Below are 16257 nucleotides of genomic sequence, written 5' to 3' on the forward strand. Positions count from 1 at the left end.
ACCTTTGACCTTTTCCTTCGACGCTTGGCGGTTTTTAGATTCATGGCTTCATCCCCGAGCTACATACCGTATCTATGCGTGGCAGCAGCGGCCTTCATCACGACCTTCCTCACGGTGCCCCTGGTCAAGTGCTTGGCAATTAAGCTCGACGCCGTCGACTATCCTTCTAAGCGCCGCATCAACACCAAGCCCATCCCGCGTTTGGGCGGAACGGCGGTGTTTTTGGGCCTGGTCGTTGCCTGTATTGTGCAAATCCTAGGCACCTGGTACCTGGGTTGGCCGCCCGTTTTGGTGCCCCACCCCCGTCTGCACATCAGCTACCCCATACTTGCGCTTTCTTTTACCGTCATCTTTGCGACCGGCGCTATCGACGACGTCTTCCAGCTCAAGCCCAAGCAAAAGCTGGCCGGACAGGTCCTCGCCGCGCTTATCGCCTGTATCGGCGGCCTACGGATCGGCGTCATCGTCAACCCGTTTGCCCCCGGCGAGATCATGCTCGGATGGCTCGCCTACCCCATCACCGTGATCTATCTGGTGGCATTCACCAACATCATTAACCTCATCGACGGCCTCGACGGCTTGGCCACGGGCATCTGCGGCATCGCGTCGTTCACCATGTTTTCGATGGCCGTTCTCTCGGGCCGCATCGACGCCGCCGCGCTCTCCATTGCGCTCTTTGGCGCCTGTCTGGCCTTTTTGCGCTACAACTTCAACCCCGCAAGCATCTTCTTGGGCGACTCGGGGTCGCTGCTTCTGGGCTTTGCGCTGGGCTCCATCTCGCTGCTCAACGTGAGCCGCACCGCCGCGCTCACCTCGCTTATCATTCCGCTCATCGTTGCCGGCGTGCCCATCATCGACACGTTTAGCGCCATCGTGCGCCGCAAGCGCGCCCACATTAGCATCGGGCAGGCCGACAAGGGCCACATCCACCACCGCCTGATCCAAGAAGGCTACAACCAAAAACAGGCAGTGCTCCTCATCTACGCCTGGTGCATCATGCTTTCGGCCGGCGCCGCCGCGATTAACCAGGTCGAGGTGCCCATGCGCGTGCTCATCTTTACCGTGCTCGCCATTGGTTCGGCGGCCTTTGCCAAGCATCTACATCTGTTTGAGCCCGTGCTGCGCCACCATTACAACAAGCGCACACACGAGGACGAGCTCGTCACCCCCGACGACCCCGCCTTTAAGCAGGAGGAGCAGGCAGCCGAGGAACGTAAGGAAGAGCGCCACCACAAGCTCTAGGGTAAGCTGCCGAGGAAGCGCCCAGGCGCCGCCGGCCAAACGCGCAGCCATGCCGCGCCCATCGCACATGCCGCCGATCTCCCGCCCCTCGCCTACTTACGACCCGCCCCTCCAATAAACGCGTTATCATCTTGACCAATGAACATACGTTAGGAGTAATCATGCCAAACGAGAACAGCTACGAAGTCGCGCTGCAAAAGAGCAACGCCATTCGCGAGGGCCTGGCAAAAACGCCCGAGAAGTTCACCATGCTTACCGGCGACCGCCCCACCGGCCGCCTGCACCTGGGTCACTACTTCGGCACCCTCAAGGGCCGTGTGGAGCTGCAGAACATGGGTGCCAAGACCAACGTACTCATCGCCGACTACCAGGTCATCACCGACCGCGACACGACCGAGCACATCCAGGACAACGTGTACAACATGGTCATGGACTACCTTGCCTGCGGCATCGACCCCGACAAGACCATGATCTACGCGCACTCCGCCGTGCCCGCCGCCAACCAGCTCATGCTGCCGTTCCTGTCGCTGGTCTCCGAGGCCGAGCTGGCGCGCAACCCCACGGTCAAGGCCGAGATGGAGGCCTCGGGCCACGAGCTCACCGGCCTTCTGCTCACCTACCCGGTGCACCAGGCCTGCGACATCCTGTTCTGCAAGGGCAATGTGGTGCCCGTCGGTCGCGACCAGCTGCCGCACATCGAGCTCACCCGCACCATCGGCCGCCGCTTTAACAACCGCTACGGCAAAGTGTTCCCCGAGGTCGAAGCGCTGCTGTCCGAGACCCCGCTACTGCCGGGCCTGGACGGTCGCAAGATGAGCAAGAGCTACGGCAACGCCATCAACATCTCGATGACCGCCGAGGAGACGGCCAAGCGCATCAAGAAGAGCCAGACCGACTCCGAGCGCATGATCACATTCGATCCCGAGAACCGCCCCGGCGTGTCCGGTCTGCTTTCGACGGCCGCCATCTGCACTGGCCGTTCCGAGGTCGAGATTGCCGAAGAGATTGGCATGGGCGGCTCCGGCCAGCTCAAGAAGTACGTGACCGAGGCCGTCAACGAGTACTTCGCGCCGATCCGCGAGCGTCGTCAGCGCTACGAAAACGACCTGGACTATGTGAAGGACGTGCTGCACGAGGGCAACCGTCGCGCCAACGAGATTGCCGAGCAGACCCTGGCCGAGGTTCAGGACGCCATGGGCATGGTGTACTAGATCGATCTGCTGGCTAGAACTTTCGATTGCTATAGGGCGGGCGCTAGTGCGTCCGCCTTTTTTGGTGCCCGACCGGTTCGGCTCTGCCCATTGCACTCCCCCGAAAAACAGGAACAGGCCCGCTGGCAGTTAGTTGCCAGCGGGCCTGTTCCCGAAGTACACCGTTGAATCGCACAGAGGGGAGGAATGCGAATCAAACTCAACAGGGCAGGCTTTTTCATCGCCTATTGCCTGCTCCGTTGCTGAATACAATATAGTTCACCGTGGTTTACTTTGTAGCGTCAATATGTTCCCCCATAGCTTCTCCATAAGTTAGCTCAGGTAAACTAGAACCACCACAAAGGGGACAGGCACCTTTGTGGTGGTTTTAACCACGGCAGAGCCGCTAGAGCCCTGCAGGCCAGCGACAGGCGGCCAAGTCGACGTGCATGTCGTCCTTAAACGCCACACCCTCCCCTAGCAAAAGCTCACGTTGAGCATCGGGACCGCCAAAAGCAAAACCATCGCATATGCGGCCATCGGCAAACACCACGCGGTGACAGGGAATCTCGCCGGGGCGCGGATTGCCATGCAGGGCATACCCCACGTACCGCGCACTTCGTGGACGTCCAGCAAGCAGCGCCACCTGACCATACGTGGCGACCATCCCCTCGGGGATCTGCTCGACCACCCCGTACACCCGATCAAAAAAGCCCTAAGACGCCATTGCTCGCTCCCTTCCACCCGGAAAAGCATAAACCATCACAAAGGGGACAGGCACCTTTGTGATGGTTTATGGCAGGTCGGTTAGTTGGCGGGCTGGAAGAAGGCTACTGCCACGGCGCCGGGGCCAACGTGGGTTCCGATGGTGGCGCCGATGGTGTGAACGGGCAGTTCGCCCTCGGTGTGACCAGCCCACAGTGCCGCGCTGTCCTCGATATACTTCTTGAGCACCGCATCCGAAAGACCCGTATAGCCGAGCGCCAGCGGCATGGAAAAGTCGATGCCGCCCGCCTTTTCGACCTTTTGGTTCAGCAGGTTGCGGCCGTTCTTGGAACCGCGCGCCTTGCCCAGCTGCACGATCAGACCGTCCTCGACAGCCACCACGGGCTTCACGTTGAGCAGCGTGCCCACGGCGCCGGCCGCAGCAGACAGACGACCGCCGCGCACCAGGTACTCCAGCGTCTCGAGCAGGCCGATAACCACCACACGGTCGCGCACGGCCTCGACAGCCGCCGCGATCTGAGATGCACTGCGGCCCTCGTCCACCAAGCGCAGCGCATACTCGACCAGGACGCGCTCGCCCAGGGTGACGTTGTTGCTGTCTACCACGAACACGTCGCCACCTGGCGCCTCGGCAAGTGCGGTACGGGCACTCTGATTGGTGCCTGATAGCTTAGCGCCCACGGTAATAATCACAGCCTCGTCGCCGGCCTCACGTGCTTCGGCAATCGCCTGCGAAAACGCGTACGGGTTGACCTGGCCGGTCTTGGGCAGCTCGTCGCGCTCCACAAGCATCTCGTAAAAGCGCTGGTGATCGATGTCGACGCCATCCATATACACATCGGTGCCAAAGGTGACGGACAGCGGCAGAACACGCAGAGCGGGGTGCTCCGCCGGCGACATATCGCTGGCGGAATCGGTAATAATGCGGACGGACATAGCGAATCCTTTCTTGCGCAGGTCTCGCGCAGGGAATTTTGACAGCAATGTCCCGGCACGGCGTACGCGCTCAAACGGGACGATGCAGTTCTTGGCTGAAAGCTAGCTCCAGCGCGGCTCTAGATCTCGCGCAAGGTGTTGAGAATCGTGCGCAGCGACGCATACATCTGCTCGCGCTGCTCCACACCCATAGCCTTACCGGTGGTATCGAGCACCTCGCGAATGATGCGGTCCGCCTCGCTCATGCTCTCGCCGCCTAGAGCGGTCAGGCGCACCGGAGCACGATACTTAACGGCGGCATCGCCCGAATCATCGACCTCAACGTAACCGCCCTCCTCCAGATGCGCGAGCGTGCGCGAAACGGCGGCACGGGTCACGCCTGCCATGCGAGCCAGGTCAGCACCAGTCAGGCCGTCCTTGCTGCGCTCAAGATAGTACAGGCACATAACGTCGGAGCCCTTGAGGCCCAGCCTTGCGCCCTCGGATGTCTTAATGCGCTGGATCTCCTTGTAGAGCCCGCTGATCAGTCCGACAAAGTCCTCGAAACGTGTCTCGTCGTTCTGCTGCATGGGAGACGACCGCCTTTCGCTTGCATAATGCTAACGGGTAAACATCTTAGCCGTATCCAGCGACCGCCGGCCCTGCGTGCCTCATTTGTTGACCCATCAACATAAAAATCACCACAAAGGACAGGCGCCTTTGTGGTGATTTTGGGCATCAATAGGTTCTAGGCGCCGCTACAGCTCCACACAGGGATTGTCGCGGGTCACAAGCGTCTTAACGACAACCGTCGCTCCCAGATAGCGCTCGAGCAAATCGGCAAGACGGTCGATGGCGGCCTGGCAGTCCTCCATTCGCTCGGGCTCCACGCACTCAATCGCCAGGAACGCGTCGGCCGAATCGTCGGACAGGGCCGTTCGAACGCCGTCGCGCCAGTTCCAGCAGCGGCACACGGCGCCCGCATCATCGATGTAGGCGAGCTCGCCGGGCAGCGTCGGGTCATCCGCTTCCTCGCCAAGAGGCAAGAACGCATCGCCACCGTCGGTCACCTTCAAGCGAAGGTCTCCCTCGATCGCATGCAGATCCTCGCCTCCCACGGGCAGCGCGTAGGTCAGCGACACCGTGTTGTAGATGTCCACCGCGGGCGTAATGTGGCCCACCGGCTTGCCTTTGAGCACGCGCTTGAGCAAGTTCTCGATCGAGCAGCGGGCGCCTTTCTTGGTCTTGAACAGACGATAGGCCTCGCGCCATGCCTTGACCGGTGCGTTCTCGCTGATAGTGTCGCTGGTCAGATGACGCTCCACATCGATATTGGCGCGGTCGAGCAACGCCGCAATCGCATCCACGTCCTCTTGAGGAATCTGAGCCGTGGGCTTCATGCCCTCCACGACCACAACACCGACCGCTGCCTGCGGAAACAGCTCCCAGAATGAATCCTCGGCAATAAAGCCTTTCATACGTGCTCCCTTCATCGTGCGCGCCCGAGTGAGGGCGCCTAAACAAAAAGTGCCCTTACAACGGCCACCTTCAAAGTCCTACGGTGCCGTCACAAGAACGCTTGCGCTGTCCCCATCCGGAGAAGGGGACGATATGTCAGGCGCATTGTAACCCGAGTCATCCACGCGAGCAAAACCACCACAAAGGTGCCTGTCCCCTTTGTGGTGGATATGGACTCACGGCGAAGCTAGTGGCGAAGTCCCAGCAGCCCGCGGCCGCGATGACGGGCGTCGGCGTGTACTTGAACGTGCGGGCCTGCGGCTTTGACGGACTCGGGCAGGTGCGAGTACTTCTTCTCGAAGTTCTCCTCGAACATCACCGCCAGGTTGTGCGCGGCCTCGTCGAAGCGCGCGGTGCTCTGCCAGTACTGGCGCGGCACCAGGATGCCGTCGGGCACACCGTGGCACGTAGTGGGAATGTCGACATTAAAGATGTCGTCGTGCACGAACTCGCTGTCCTCGATGGTGCCGTCGAGGGCGCGGGCCACCAGGGCGCGCGTGTAGGCAAGCTCGATGCGATGACCCACGCCGTAGCCGCCGCCGATCCAGCCGGTGTTGACCAGGTACACACGCGTGCGGCCGTCGGCAATGCGCTCGCCGAGCATCTTGGCGTAAACCATGGGGTCGAGTGGCATAAACGGCTCGCCGAACAGCGAAGAGAACGTGGGCGTAGGCTCGGTGACGCCGACCTCGGTGCCGGGGATCTTGGCCGTAAAGCCCGTCACAAAGTGATACATGGCGGCATCGGCCGTTAGACGCGAGATGGGCGGCAACACGCCAAAGGCATCGCAGGTCAAAAACAGTACGACGCTCGGAGTGGTGCCCATGCCCTTGGTCCACGCGTTGGGGATATGCTCGACGGGGTAGGCCACGCGCGTATTGTGCGTGATCGAGACGTCATCATAGTTGGGCTTGCGATTCTCATCGAGCACCACGTTTTCGCAGATGGCGCCAAAGCGAACAGCGTTGAAGATCTCGGGCTCGTGGAACGCGTCCAGGCCCTCGCACTTGGCGTAGCAGCCGCCCTCGATGTTAAAGATGCCCATATCGGACCAACCGTGCTCGTCGTCGCCGATCAGCAGGCGCGTGGGGTTGGCCGAAAGCGTGGTCTTGCCGGTGCCCGACAGGCCAAAGAACACGGCGGTCTCATGCGTGACGGGATCCATGCTAGCCGAGCAGTGCATGGGCAGCACGTCGTCCTCGACGGGCAGCAAATAATTCATAACGCTAAAGATCGACTTTTTAATCTCGCCGGAGTAGCCGGTGCCGGCGACCAGAATCACGCGTTCCTGGAAATTGATGACCACGGCGGCGCTGGAGTTGAGGCCCTTGATGGCAGGGTCGCACTGGTAACCGGGCGCTGCGAGCACGCAGAAGTCGGGCTCGCCGGTGCGCGCGATTTCGCGGGCGAGCGGGCGGGCGAGCATCTGCTTAATAAAGAGTGCCTGGCTGGCACGCTCGCAGGCAACGAGCAGGCGACGCGTGTGGTTGCGGTCGGCGCCCGCCATGCCGCGGGTGACGAACACGTCGCGCTCGTTGAGATAGTCGACGATGCCGGCCTTGATGGCCTCATAGCTCTCGACGGACAGCGGGCGGTTGACGGCGCCCCAGGCAATTTTGTCGTGGACATCGGGGGTGTCGACGATAAAGCGGTCATTGGGGGAACGGCCGGTACGCTCCCCCGTCTCGATCACCAGCGCGCCGTTGGATGCCATGCGGCCTTCTTCGCGGCGGATAGCGTGCTCGACGAGCTCCGCGGCGGGTAGATCGACCAGCAGACGGGGCTGATTCTCGGCGGGATCTTCGACCAGCGTAATACCAAAGTTGGACAAAACATCTGCAGGGGTAACACCAGGCATGGGGCCTCCTTTAAAAACGCGACACGTGGACGCGACGCGCACTTTACTCACGTAAAGCTCGTTGTACCCGATATGCAAAAACGTTTTTGCGGCAACGGCGAAGCGCCCGCCCAACGGTCAAAAATCACAGGCAAGCGGCCTAGCCATTGGGGACATTCTTAAACGACTAGTCGTTGGGGACACTCATGAACAGGCAACAACCAAGGAGTGTCCCCGGATACCGGCACTTAGGGACGTTCCTAAAATGCCGGCACATAAGGAACGTCCCCAAGTATCGACTACTGAATGGTGCCGCCGAAATTATTGAACAACCTGTTCAAAAACACGAGCAAACGCCGCCGCGTCTATACTAGAGCGCAGCAACAGAAAGGACTCCGCTTTGAGCATCACGCCCCTCGATAGCATTCGCCGCGCCATCGCCCGCCGCAATGGCGTCGCCGACCCCGCCGCAACGAGCGGCGGTACCGCAAAGGCCCAGGGCGGACGCATCGAGAACGGCCTGTTCCCCGCCTCTCACACAGCCGAAGAGCTCGCGCGCATCCAGGAGCTGAGCCAGCGCAACGCCGGCGGCCCCAACAGCGGACAGGCCACGCGCCGTCGCCGCGAGCGCGATCGCGAGCCCGGCCCCATTCACCGCATGGTGAACGCCTGGTGGAACCGTCTGCTCGGCGCCGTCTACGGCGGCGGCTTCTCCACGCAGGAAGCCGAATACGAGGAGCACGCCACCCGCCGCGACTATCTCTGGAATACCCTGGGCACCGCCGTGTGGGGCTTCGCGTTTCCCCTGCTCACCATTGTGTCCACGCAGCTTGTGGGCGCCGAGGAAGCCGGTAAGTTCTCCATCGCCTTTGTCACCGGCACGCTCATCATGATCGCGTGCAACTACGGCGTGCGCAATTTTCAGGTCTCGGACATCGACGAAACGACGTCCTTTGCCTCCTACCAGCTCAACCGCTGGCTTTGCGGAGCGCTCGCCCTAGGCTGCGGCCTCATGTACAGCAGCGCCCGCGGCTATGACGCGCAGATGGCGACGATCGGCCTGGGCGTCTACCTGTATAAGGTGATCGACGGCATCGCCGACGTGTACGAGGGTCGCCTGCAGCAGGCCGATAAACTCTACCTGGCCGGCATGAGCCAAACGCTACGCTCCGTCGGCGTCATCGCGGTCTTTAGCTTGGCGTTGTTCCTTACACACAGCATGCCCATCGCGGCCATGGCCATGGGTGTCACCGCCATCGCCTCGCTCGTGCTGGTCACCGCGCCGCTCGCCCTGCTCGAGACCGAAAAATCGCGTCGCGTGAGCCTGCGCGAGGTCGGCCACCTGTTTGTCCAGTGCGCTCCGCTCTTTGGTGCACTGTTCCTGTTCAACCTCATCGAGAGCATGCCCAAGTTTGTGATGGAAGGCACGCTGGCCTACAAATACCAGCTGTACTTTAATGCCCTGTTCTTTCCGGCACAGGCTATTTTGCTGAGCATCGGATTTATCTATAAACCGCAGCTTTTGCGTCTGTCGAGCATTTGGGCGAACCCGCGCAAGCGCCGCCGTTTTGACTTGATTATTATTGCCGTTATGGCGCTGATTGTGGCCATCACCGGCGTGTGCGCCGCATTTATGGCCGGCCCCGGCATTCCCCTCATGAGCTTTATGTACGGGCTCAACTTTGAGCGCTACCGCACATTGGCACTGCTGATGGTCGTCGCCGGCGGCGTAACCGCGGCCATCGACTTTATCTACGCCATCATCACGGTGCTGCGCCACGCTGGAGACGTCACCAAGATCTACCTGATCTGCTTTGCCGTGAGCGTGGTGCTCCCGGTGATCCTGATCAATCTGCTGGGCCTGATGGGTGCCGTCGTAAGCTACCTGGCTATCATGGCCCTACTGCTGGTGCTGTTGATTGTCGAGTACGTCCACATCCGCCAGCGCATCGAGCGCGACCGGAACCCATACGGCGCCTAATTAGTTGCCCCCGGTCACCGGAATTTGCGATGGAATCACTCCGACTGGGGTCTCGTTGCGGACAATATGCATCACGCAAAACTAAGTGAGTAGACTTTTACCGAATCCCCGACCACGCCGACAAAGCACAAGTCTGTGACCTGCGGTTTTATTGAGGCAAATATGTTGGGTGCTCGGCATCTCCAAAAAAGTCTACTCACTTAGTTAGCGGGCAGCCAAATGATTATTTAATCCCCGTCCCAGAAAAATCATTTGGTGGGCAGAAGGACAAAAGTAGTCAAAAAGACCCCGTCCCAAATTAGCTACCCCTTGCAGCGTTTATTCGCCCGGGTTGATGTTTGCGTAGAACTCCGCCCCGTCGTCCAAGCGCAGGATGCCAACGCGGCCGAACTCGGAACCGGTGGCCGCCGCGCAGTCAATATCGATACGATCGGGCACGCCGGCGGCACCCTCGCCACCCAAGCGCACAATCTGCCCGCGGCCCGACTCCTCGTCGAGTCCCGCCAAACCGCCAACCTCGCAATAGCGCCCCAGCGATACCGTGGGCGTGTGGCCGCTCACCACGACCGGACCCTTGCCCTCGGCAGAAAGCAGCCCCGTCGGAGCATCCCAGTAGCCGTGACGAATCCAGAGCAAGTCATCAGACGACTGCACGGCGAGCATTTGCTGTAGCAACTCGCTATCGGCATCGACCGCTCCCCTGCCGTCGCCGCAATCGACACCATGCTCAAGCAAAAACGCACGCGCCGCCTCGGCCTGAATGCCGGCGTGCACCAGCAGGTACGGCCGCTCGGCAGTCTCGACCACCGCATAGAGCGGCAGCCCGGCCATCCAGCGCACCAGTTCCTCGTACGCCTCAAATTCCATTTCGTTGAGCTGCTGGCGCGTGGTCCAACCGCCGTTGATATCCCAGGTCTCGGCATCGAGCAGGTCCTGACCAATGATCGCGTCGAGCATAATCTGCTCGTGGTTGCCCTTAAGCACGCGAGTGTTGGGCAGCGACCGCACCAAGTTGATGACGCCGACCGGATCGGGACCGCGGTCGATCATGTCGCCCAGCACATACAGCGTGTCGTCGGACGTCAGCGAGATTTTGGAAAGGGCCTCGTCCAGCGCGCGCACGTGCCCGTGAGCATCAGATGTCACATAGATCGCCATGGAACGCCTTTCCCTGCATTACGGCCGAAGCCCGATGCCACGACTAAAACTTCAAGTTGAACTTAAACGTTACCCATTGTACTCCGTTGCAATAAAGCTGGAAAGTGCCGGCGCAGCCAACGGCCACAAGCGGCCGCCCGCACACCCCGGAAATACCGCGTCACCAGCATCAACACCCCGCCCAGCGCCGCCCCCGCCCCGGCCTCGTGTCGAAAATGCGCATGTCAGCAATCCGCCCCCATAAACCCACCACCTTTGGGTACAAATAACCGCAGATAACTGACCGTGCCACGCCAACCACCCAGGAGCGGACACTATCCATGAACCAGATCCTTCTTTTTATCGGCCTCGTCATCATTTTGTGCCTGACCATCAAGCCCGTCGGAAAAAAGCTCCCCTTCCCCACCCTGCTCATCTTTATCGCGCTCGGCATGCTGCTGGGTGTCAACGGCCCGGCGCACATCGACTTTAGCGACTACGCACTTACCGAAACCGTCTGCAGCACGGCGCTACTATTCATCATGTTCTACGGCGGCTTTAACACCAATATCGATCGTGCCAAACCTGTCGCCGCACCGGCGGTACTGTTGAGCACGCTCGGCGTCGTCGTCACCGCCGGCATCACCGGCGTGTTCACACACTTCGCGCTGGGCTTCGACTGGATCGGCGGCATGCTGCTGGGCTCGGTCGTGGCGTCGACCGATGCGGCGAGCGTCTTTAGCGTGCTGCGCGAACACAACCTGTCGCTGAGGGGCGGCACCGACTCGCTGCTCGAGGTCGAATCCGGCTCCAACGACCCCGTCGCCTACATGCTCACCGCGGTGCTCGCAACCCTCGCGGCGGGCGGCAACATCGATATTCCCGTGCTGCTGGCCAAGCAGATCATCCTGGGTGTGGGGCTGGGCCTTGCCATCGGCTGGATATCCAGCCGCCTGATTGAACGCGCACACGCAACGGCCGAGGGCGCGCAGACCATCTTTTTGTTCGCCGTGGCGATCGTCGCCTACGCGCTGCCGAGCTATCTGGGCGGCAACGGCTTTTTGTCCGTATACCTGGCAGGCACTGTGCTGGGTGCGAGCGACATCACCGGCAAGGTCGAGATGGCGCACTTCTTTGACACCCTTACCGAGATGGCCGAGATGACGATCTTCTTCTTGCTCGGCCTGCTCGTGACGCCCGCACGCCTGCCGCAAATGCTGTTGCCGGGCCTGGCGCTCATGGCGTTTATGCTCTTCGTGAGCCGCCCCATCGCCGTCGGCCTGCTGTTGGCGCCCTTTAAGACCAATCCTCGCCAAGTCGCGCTCGTAAGCTGGGCGGGTCTGCGCGGCGCGGCTTCGGTCGTCTTTAGCCTCTTTGCTGTGGTGGCCGGCGTTCCCGGCGGACACGACCTATTTGACCTGGTGTTTGTGATTGCCGTATCGAGCATTGTGGTGCAGGGTTCGCTACTGCCGGCGGTGGCGAAGAAACTCGATATGATCGATGCGGCCGGCGACGTGCGCCGCACCTTTAACGACTACCACGACGAGGACGGCATGTCGTTTGTAAAGCTCAAGGTGGGCGCTGGCCATCCGTTTGCCGGGCGCTCGCTCGCCGATATTGGCAGCGCGACGGACATGCTCGTGGTCTTGGTGCTGCGCGACGGGGCGCACCCGGTACTGCCCAACGGCGATACCGTCATCGAGGAAGGCGACCTTCTGGTGATGGCAGCCCCAACGTTCGAAGAGCGTGCCGAGGTTACGCTGCGCGAGGTCACCGTGACGCCCCACGGTCGCCTGGCCGGTCAGCGCCTGCGCGACGTGCCGCAGGGCAAGCACCCGTTTATCGTGGTGATGCTCAAGCGCGACGGCCAAACCATCATCCCCGACGGCGACACCCTAATATACGCCGGCGACGAAGCCGTCATCGCCACGCTCGCGTCGTAGTGACCAGGGGTTAGCTAATTTGCGACGAAGAAATCAAGCGCCTAGAGAACCTCATGCCTTCGCTCGCAGATTTGGATTTGCCCGAGAAGTAAAGCACCTCTCCCCCATGTAACCATCCTGTAAATCATAGCGGCGCACTCGAGTTTTACCGTGATGCGGTCGCGCCCGGCGCTCCACTGTGCTAAAGTATCCCGAACGTTCAAACGACTCCGAGGGGGACCTAGAAGATGGCACGTGTGCACAACTTCTCAGCAGGCCCGGCCGCACTGCCCACCAGCGTGCTTGCCGAGATCGCCGACGAGATGATGGACTACCGCGGTTGCGGCATGTCCGTGCTCGAAATGAGTCATCGATCTAGTATGTACCAGCAGATTATCGACGACGCCGAGGCAACCCTGCGCCGCCTGCTGAGTATCCCCGACAACTACCGTGTCCTGTTTTTGCAGGGCGGCGCCACGCTGCAGTTTGCGGGCATCCCCATGAACCTCATGCGCCGCGGCCGCGCCGGCTACGTCGTCACCGGCAACTTTGCCAACAAGGCGTACAAGGAGGCCGCCAAATATGGCGAGGCCGTGCTGCTCGCGAGCTCCGAGGACACCAACTTCGACCGCATCCCCGACATGGCCGACATCAACGCGCGCATTGCCGCCGAGGCCGCGGGCGAAGGGCTCGACTACGTCTACATCTGCCAGAACAACACCATCTTTGGCACCATGTACCACGAGCTGCCCGCTTGCGGCGATGTGCCGCTGGTCGCCGATGTCTCGAGCTGCTTTCTGTCGCAGCCGCTCGACGTCGAGCGCTACGGACTCATCTACGCCGGCGCTCAGAAAAACGCCGGCGCCGCGGGCGTGACCGTGGTCATCGTGCGCGACGATCTCATCGCAGATGGCCCCGCCTTTGCGCAGACGCCGCAGTACATGGACCTTAAGACCCAGACCGCCAAGGGCTCCATGCTCAACACGCCTAACACCTTTGGCATCTACGTATGCGGCAAGGTGTTCCATTGGGTGGAGCAGACCGGCGGGCTCGCAACCATGGCCGAGCGCAACTGGGCCAAAGCCAACCTGCTCTATGACCTGCTCGAGCACAGCGAGCTGTTCCATGGCGCCACGCAGGCCGACAGCCGCTCCATCGCCAACGTCACCTTCCGCACCGGCGACGCCGAGCTCGACGCGGCCTTTGTCGCAGGCGCGGCCAAGCACCAGATTCAAAACGTCAAGGGCCATCGCCTGGTGGGCGGCATGCGCGCCAGCGTCTACAACGCCGTAACCATGGAAGACGTGCAGGCACTTGCCTCGTACATGAAGGACTTCGAAGCGCAGCATAGTTTGAGTCCGCGATCTAACTAGCCCGCAACGCGCGGGCCGACCAGCCATCTCAAACCACCCTGTTTAGATCAAAACCTGCTAAGGAGTTTTTCCATGCGTAAGATTAAGACTATCGACGACATCACCAAAGACGGCAAAGTCGAGTTTGGCGAGGGCTACGAGTTTGTGGGCACCGCCGAGGAGGCCGACGCCATCCTGATGCGCTCCACCGACCTGCACGGCTACGAGCTGCCCGAGGGCATCCGCGCCATCGCCCGCTGCGGCGCCGGCGTCAACAACATCCCCGTCGAGGAGTACGCCAAGAAGGGCGTCGTCGTCTTTAACTCCCCCGGTGCCAACAGCAACGCCGTCAAGGAGCTCGTCCTGGGCATGCTGGTGCTTTCGAGCCGCGGCGTCGTGCAGTCGATGAACTGGGTGCGCAACAACGCCGACGACCCCGAGATTCAGGTCGATGCCGAAAAGGCCAAGAAGGCCTTTGTGGGCCGCGAGCTCAAGGGCAAGCGCATCGGTGTCATCGGTCTGGGCAACGTGGGCTCCAAGGTCGCCAACGCCTGTGTCGATCTGGGCATGGACGTCTACGGCTACGACCCGTTCATTTCCGTCGAGCACGCATGGGTGCTGAGTCGTGAGGTGCAGCGCGTGGGCACGCTCGAGGACCTCTGCCGCGGCTGCGACTACCTCACCGTGCACGTGCCCAGCAAGGCCGATACCATCGGCATGATCAGCACCGAGCAGATCGACCTGCTGGCCCCGGACGCCGTGCTCATCAACTACGCGCGCGAGACCATCATTGACGAGGACGCCGTCGACGCCGCCCTGCGCGCGGGCAAGCTCAGCTGGTTTAGCTGCGACTTTGCCACGCCCAAGACCGTCAAGATGCCCAACACGTTTATCACCACGCATTCGGGCGCCGGCACCGGCGAGGCCGAGGCCAACTGCGCCGACATGGCCATCAGCGAGCTCAAGGATTACCTGGAAAACGGCAACATCGCGCACAGCGTCAACTACCCCGCCTGCAGCATGGGCAAGGCGCGCGCCGCAAGCCGCATTGCCTGCCTGCATGCCAACGTGCCCAACATGATCGGCCAGATCACGGCCATTCTCGCCAAGGACAACGCCAACGTGCAGCGCATGACCAACGAGTCCGCTGGCGAGAACGCCTACACCATGTTCGACACCGATGAGCACCTGGACGGCAGCACGATCGAGGCACTTAAGCAAATTCCGTCGATGTATCGTGTGCGCGTGATTAAATAGCGCCGGCGCCAATCCTGCCAGACAGACCACGAAGCCCATTCGGCCCCCGTTTTCACGAAACGGGGGCCGATTTTGTTGCTCCGGACGACTTTAAAATGATACCCAGAACAAGTTTTTTCAGATAATCGATAGTGAGGCTCAAGTCGCTAAGCACACCCGCTTTGATAAACAGCTTTATCAGGGACTTTAGTAGGTAAAAATCGATCTCTATGTGCCGAATGTAAGTTGACTGTCCATTTTCCGAAACAACTTATTCTAGATAGCATTTTTAAGGCCCCTCCAAGGCGAAATATAAGTCTTTTTGTGACCAAAACTCTAGTCCGCGCGACCGTTTTCCACCCGCGCGGCTACATTCCTGCCCAATCGATAAAAATCTCCTCACGAAGCCGCCGTTCGAGCTCCTGCTGTCGCGGCGTCTTGTCTTTCAGCGGCACATCGAGATAGGACATGATGAGCTCCATCACCACGCGGAAGGCATCGGAGTCGGCCAGCTGACCATAGGTCATCAGAATGACGGGGTATCTCATCGCTTGCAGCGCCGTCGTTCGATCGGAGTCCGAAATCTTGGATTCAATGGATCCGTGAATGGCTTTACCCTGGCATTCAACCAGACACTCTCGGCTGCCGTCCTTATTTGCCAGCAGGATATCGGCATAGCGCCTATCAAGCCCCGAAATCAGGCGGGCGCTGTGCGTCAAGCGAATCTCGACGTTATTGGTAAGGCGCAGCCCTTCGCCGCCGCGCAACCTCGTAAGGCCAAACAGCATCGAAGCCTGGACCTCGAGCGGCGATGCCGCCACCCCCGTAATGCATTTCGCGGCTCGTATGAACGATTTAGCGCCGCGGAGCCCCCGGACCTTATCGACGAACTCTGTAAGCTCAGAGAGCTCGATCAAGGGAGGTCGTTTCCACAAGTCCGTTGGATTCCCCGAGACATCCTTTACGTTTTCCCAGCCCGACCGTGCGTCACTCCATCGGCTCCCATATGCCTGCTCAAGTGCCGACTTTACCTGAGGCGCAATCTTGCACACGGCAAAGGTGCCGCACATCTCATACATGCACATGATTAAACGCTCGTTTGAGACCGAGGAAGCCAGGGTCAGCAGGGTAAAGAGCGGGGACGCGACATCGAGGCCAAACTCTGTCTGTCGCATGGAATCAAACGGCCTCTCCCCGTTCC

At 60.8% G+C, this 16257-nt stretch carries 13 protein-coding genes; 6 read left to right on the forward strand and 7 right to left on the reverse strand.

Features of this window, described 5'->3' with window-relative positions; genetic code table 11:
* Positions 1-42 precede the first annotated feature (42 nt).
* Both DW003_RS00275 and trpS read left to right on the forward strand, forming a co-directional pair.
* Positions 43-1242, forward strand: coding sequence for an MraY family glycosyltransferase (locus DW003_RS00275; RefSeq protein WP_117778434.1), 1200 nt, complete (start codon positions 43-45; stop codon positions 1240-1242).
* A gap of 161 nt (positions 1243-1403) precedes the next feature.
* A complete protein-coding gene (trpS, locus tag DW003_RS00280; protein ID WP_117806382.1) occupies positions 1404-2453 on the forward strand; it encodes a tryptophan--tRNA ligase in 1050 nt (349 codons plus the stop codon).
* Between the two features lie 385 nt (positions 2454-2838).
* On the opposite strand, the gene DW003_RS00285 is transcribed toward trpS, so the two are convergent.
* The 5 genes from DW003_RS00285 to pckA all read right to left on the reverse strand — a co-directional run bounded on the left by DW003_RS00285 (position 2839) and on the right by pckA (position 7449).
* On the reverse strand, positions 2839-3132 hold the full coding sequence (locus DW003_RS00285) for an MGMT family protein (RefSeq protein ID WP_255413725.1): 294 nt from the start codon (positions 3130-3132) through the stop codon (positions 2839-2841).
* Positions 3133-3239: 107 nt separating this feature from the next.
* Entirely contained in the window at positions 3240-4094 is an 855-nt protein-coding gene (locus DW003_RS00290; protein ID WP_117716817.1) for a DegV family protein, read from the reverse strand.
* A gap of 119 nt (positions 4095-4213) precedes the next feature.
* Positions 4214-4663, reverse strand: coding sequence for a MarR family winged helix-turn-helix transcriptional regulator (locus tag DW003_RS00295; RefSeq protein WP_022093866.1), 450 nt, complete (start codon positions 4661-4663; stop codon positions 4214-4216).
* Between the two features lie 168 nt (positions 4664-4831).
* Positions 4832-5551: a B3/4 domain-containing protein gene (locus tag DW003_RS00300; RefSeq protein ID WP_118386936.1), complete on the reverse strand. Its 720-nt coding sequence runs from the start codon at positions 5549-5551 to the stop codon at positions 4832-4834.
* A gap of 227 nt (positions 5552-5778) precedes the next feature.
* Positions 5779-7449: a phosphoenolpyruvate carboxykinase (ATP) gene (pckA, locus tag DW003_RS00305; protein ID WP_118386938.1), complete on the reverse strand. Its 1671-nt coding sequence runs from the start codon at positions 7447-7449 to the stop codon at positions 5779-5781.
* A gap of 379 nt (positions 7450-7828) precedes the next feature.
* Here pckA and DW003_RS00310 point away from each other — a divergent pair, with 379 nt between their 5' ends.
* Entirely contained in the window at positions 7829-9409 is a 1581-nt protein-coding gene (locus DW003_RS00310) for a lipopolysaccharide biosynthesis protein (RefSeq protein WP_233545409.1), read from the forward strand.
* Between the two features lie 318 nt (positions 9410-9727).
* On the opposite strand, the gene DW003_RS00315 is transcribed toward DW003_RS00310, so the two are convergent.
* The gene (locus DW003_RS00315) at positions 9728-10567 is read right to left on the reverse strand and encodes a metallophosphoesterase (protein ID WP_118386940.1); all 840 of its coding nucleotides are present in this window, start codon (positions 10565-10567) and stop codon (positions 9728-9730) included.
* Positions 10568-10887: 320 nt separating this feature from the next.
* On the opposite strand from DW003_RS00315, the gene DW003_RS00320 reads away from it, so the two are divergent.
* From DW003_RS00320 to DW003_RS00330, 3 genes are all read left to right on the forward strand, one after another.
* The gene (locus DW003_RS00320) at positions 10888-12489 is read left to right on the forward strand and encodes a potassium/proton antiporter (protein ID WP_118386942.1); all 1602 of its coding nucleotides are present in this window, start codon (positions 10888-10890) and stop codon (positions 12487-12489) included.
* Positions 12490-12716: 227 nt separating this feature from the next.
* Complete coding sequence (serC, locus tag DW003_RS00325) at positions 12717-13841, forward strand: 3-phosphoserine/phosphohydroxythreonine transaminase (RefSeq protein ID WP_118386944.1); 1125 nt, start codon at positions 12717-12719, stop codon at positions 13839-13841.
* A gap of 72 nt (positions 13842-13913) precedes the next feature.
* Positions 13914-15077, forward strand: a complete 1164-nt coding sequence (locus DW003_RS00330; protein WP_118386946.1) for a phosphoglycerate dehydrogenase — start codon at positions 13914-13916, stop codon at positions 15075-15077.
* Positions 15078-15424: 347 nt separating this feature from the next.
* Here the strand turns inward: DW003_RS00330 and DW003_RS00335 are convergent, their stop codons facing one another.
* Positions 15425-16231 carry a hypothetical protein gene (locus DW003_RS00335; protein WP_147352169.1) on the reverse strand — a complete coding sequence of 269 codons (807 nt, stop codon included), beginning with the start codon at positions 16229-16231 and terminating at the stop codon, positions 15425-15427.
* Positions 16232-16257 lie beyond the last annotated feature (26 nt).

The sequence above is a fragment of the Collinsella sp. AF36-3AT genome, from assembly GCF_003475205.1.
In the GTDB taxonomy this organism is placed as follows: Bacteria; Actinomycetota; Coriobacteriia; order Coriobacteriales; family Coriobacteriaceae; genus Collinsella; species Collinsella aerofaciens_AF.

What these genes read in the sequence shown, in the direction of transcription:
- pckA (WP_118386938.1), bottom strand. Translation starts at nt 7,449, where the DNA reads ATGCCTGGTGTTACCCCTGCAGATGTTTTGTCCAACTTTGGTATTACG.
- serC (WP_118386944.1), top strand. Translation starts at nt 12,717, where the DNA reads ATGGCACGTGTGCACAACTTCTCAGCAGGCCCGGCCGCACTGCCCACC.
- trpS (WP_117806382.1), top strand. Translation starts at nt 1,404, where the DNA reads ATGCCAAACGAGAACAGCTACGAAGTCGCGCTGCAAAAGAGCAACGCC.
- DW003_RS00300 (WP_118386936.1), bottom strand. Translation starts at nt 5,551, where the DNA reads ATGAAAGGCTTTATTGCCGAGGATTCATTCTGGGAGCTGTTTCCGCAG.
- DW003_RS00290 (WP_117716817.1), bottom strand. Translation starts at nt 4,094, where the DNA reads ATGTCCGTCCGCATTATTACCGATTCCGCCAGCGATATGTCGCCGGCG.
- DW003_RS00295 (WP_022093866.1), bottom strand. Translation starts at nt 4,663, where the DNA reads ATGCAGCAGAACGACGAGACACGTTTCGAGGACTTTGTCGGACTGATC.
- DW003_RS00275 (WP_117778434.1), top strand. Translation starts at nt 43, where the DNA reads ATGGCTTCATCCCCGAGCTACATACCGTATCTATGCGTGGCAGCAGCG.
- DW003_RS00330 (WP_118386946.1), top strand. Translation starts at nt 13,914, where the DNA reads ATGCGTAAGATTAAGACTATCGACGACATCACCAAAGACGGCAAAGTC.
- DW003_RS00320 (WP_118386942.1), top strand. Translation starts at nt 10,888, where the DNA reads ATGAACCAGATCCTTCTTTTTATCGGCCTCGTCATCATTTTGTGCCTG.
- DW003_RS00315 (WP_118386940.1), bottom strand. Translation starts at nt 10,567, where the DNA reads ATGGCGATCTATGTGACATCTGATGCTCACGGGCACGTGCGCGCGCTG.
- DW003_RS00335 (WP_147352169.1), bottom strand. Translation starts at nt 16,231, where the DNA reads ATGCGACAGACAGAGTTTGGCCTCGATGTCGCGTCCCCGCTCTTTACC.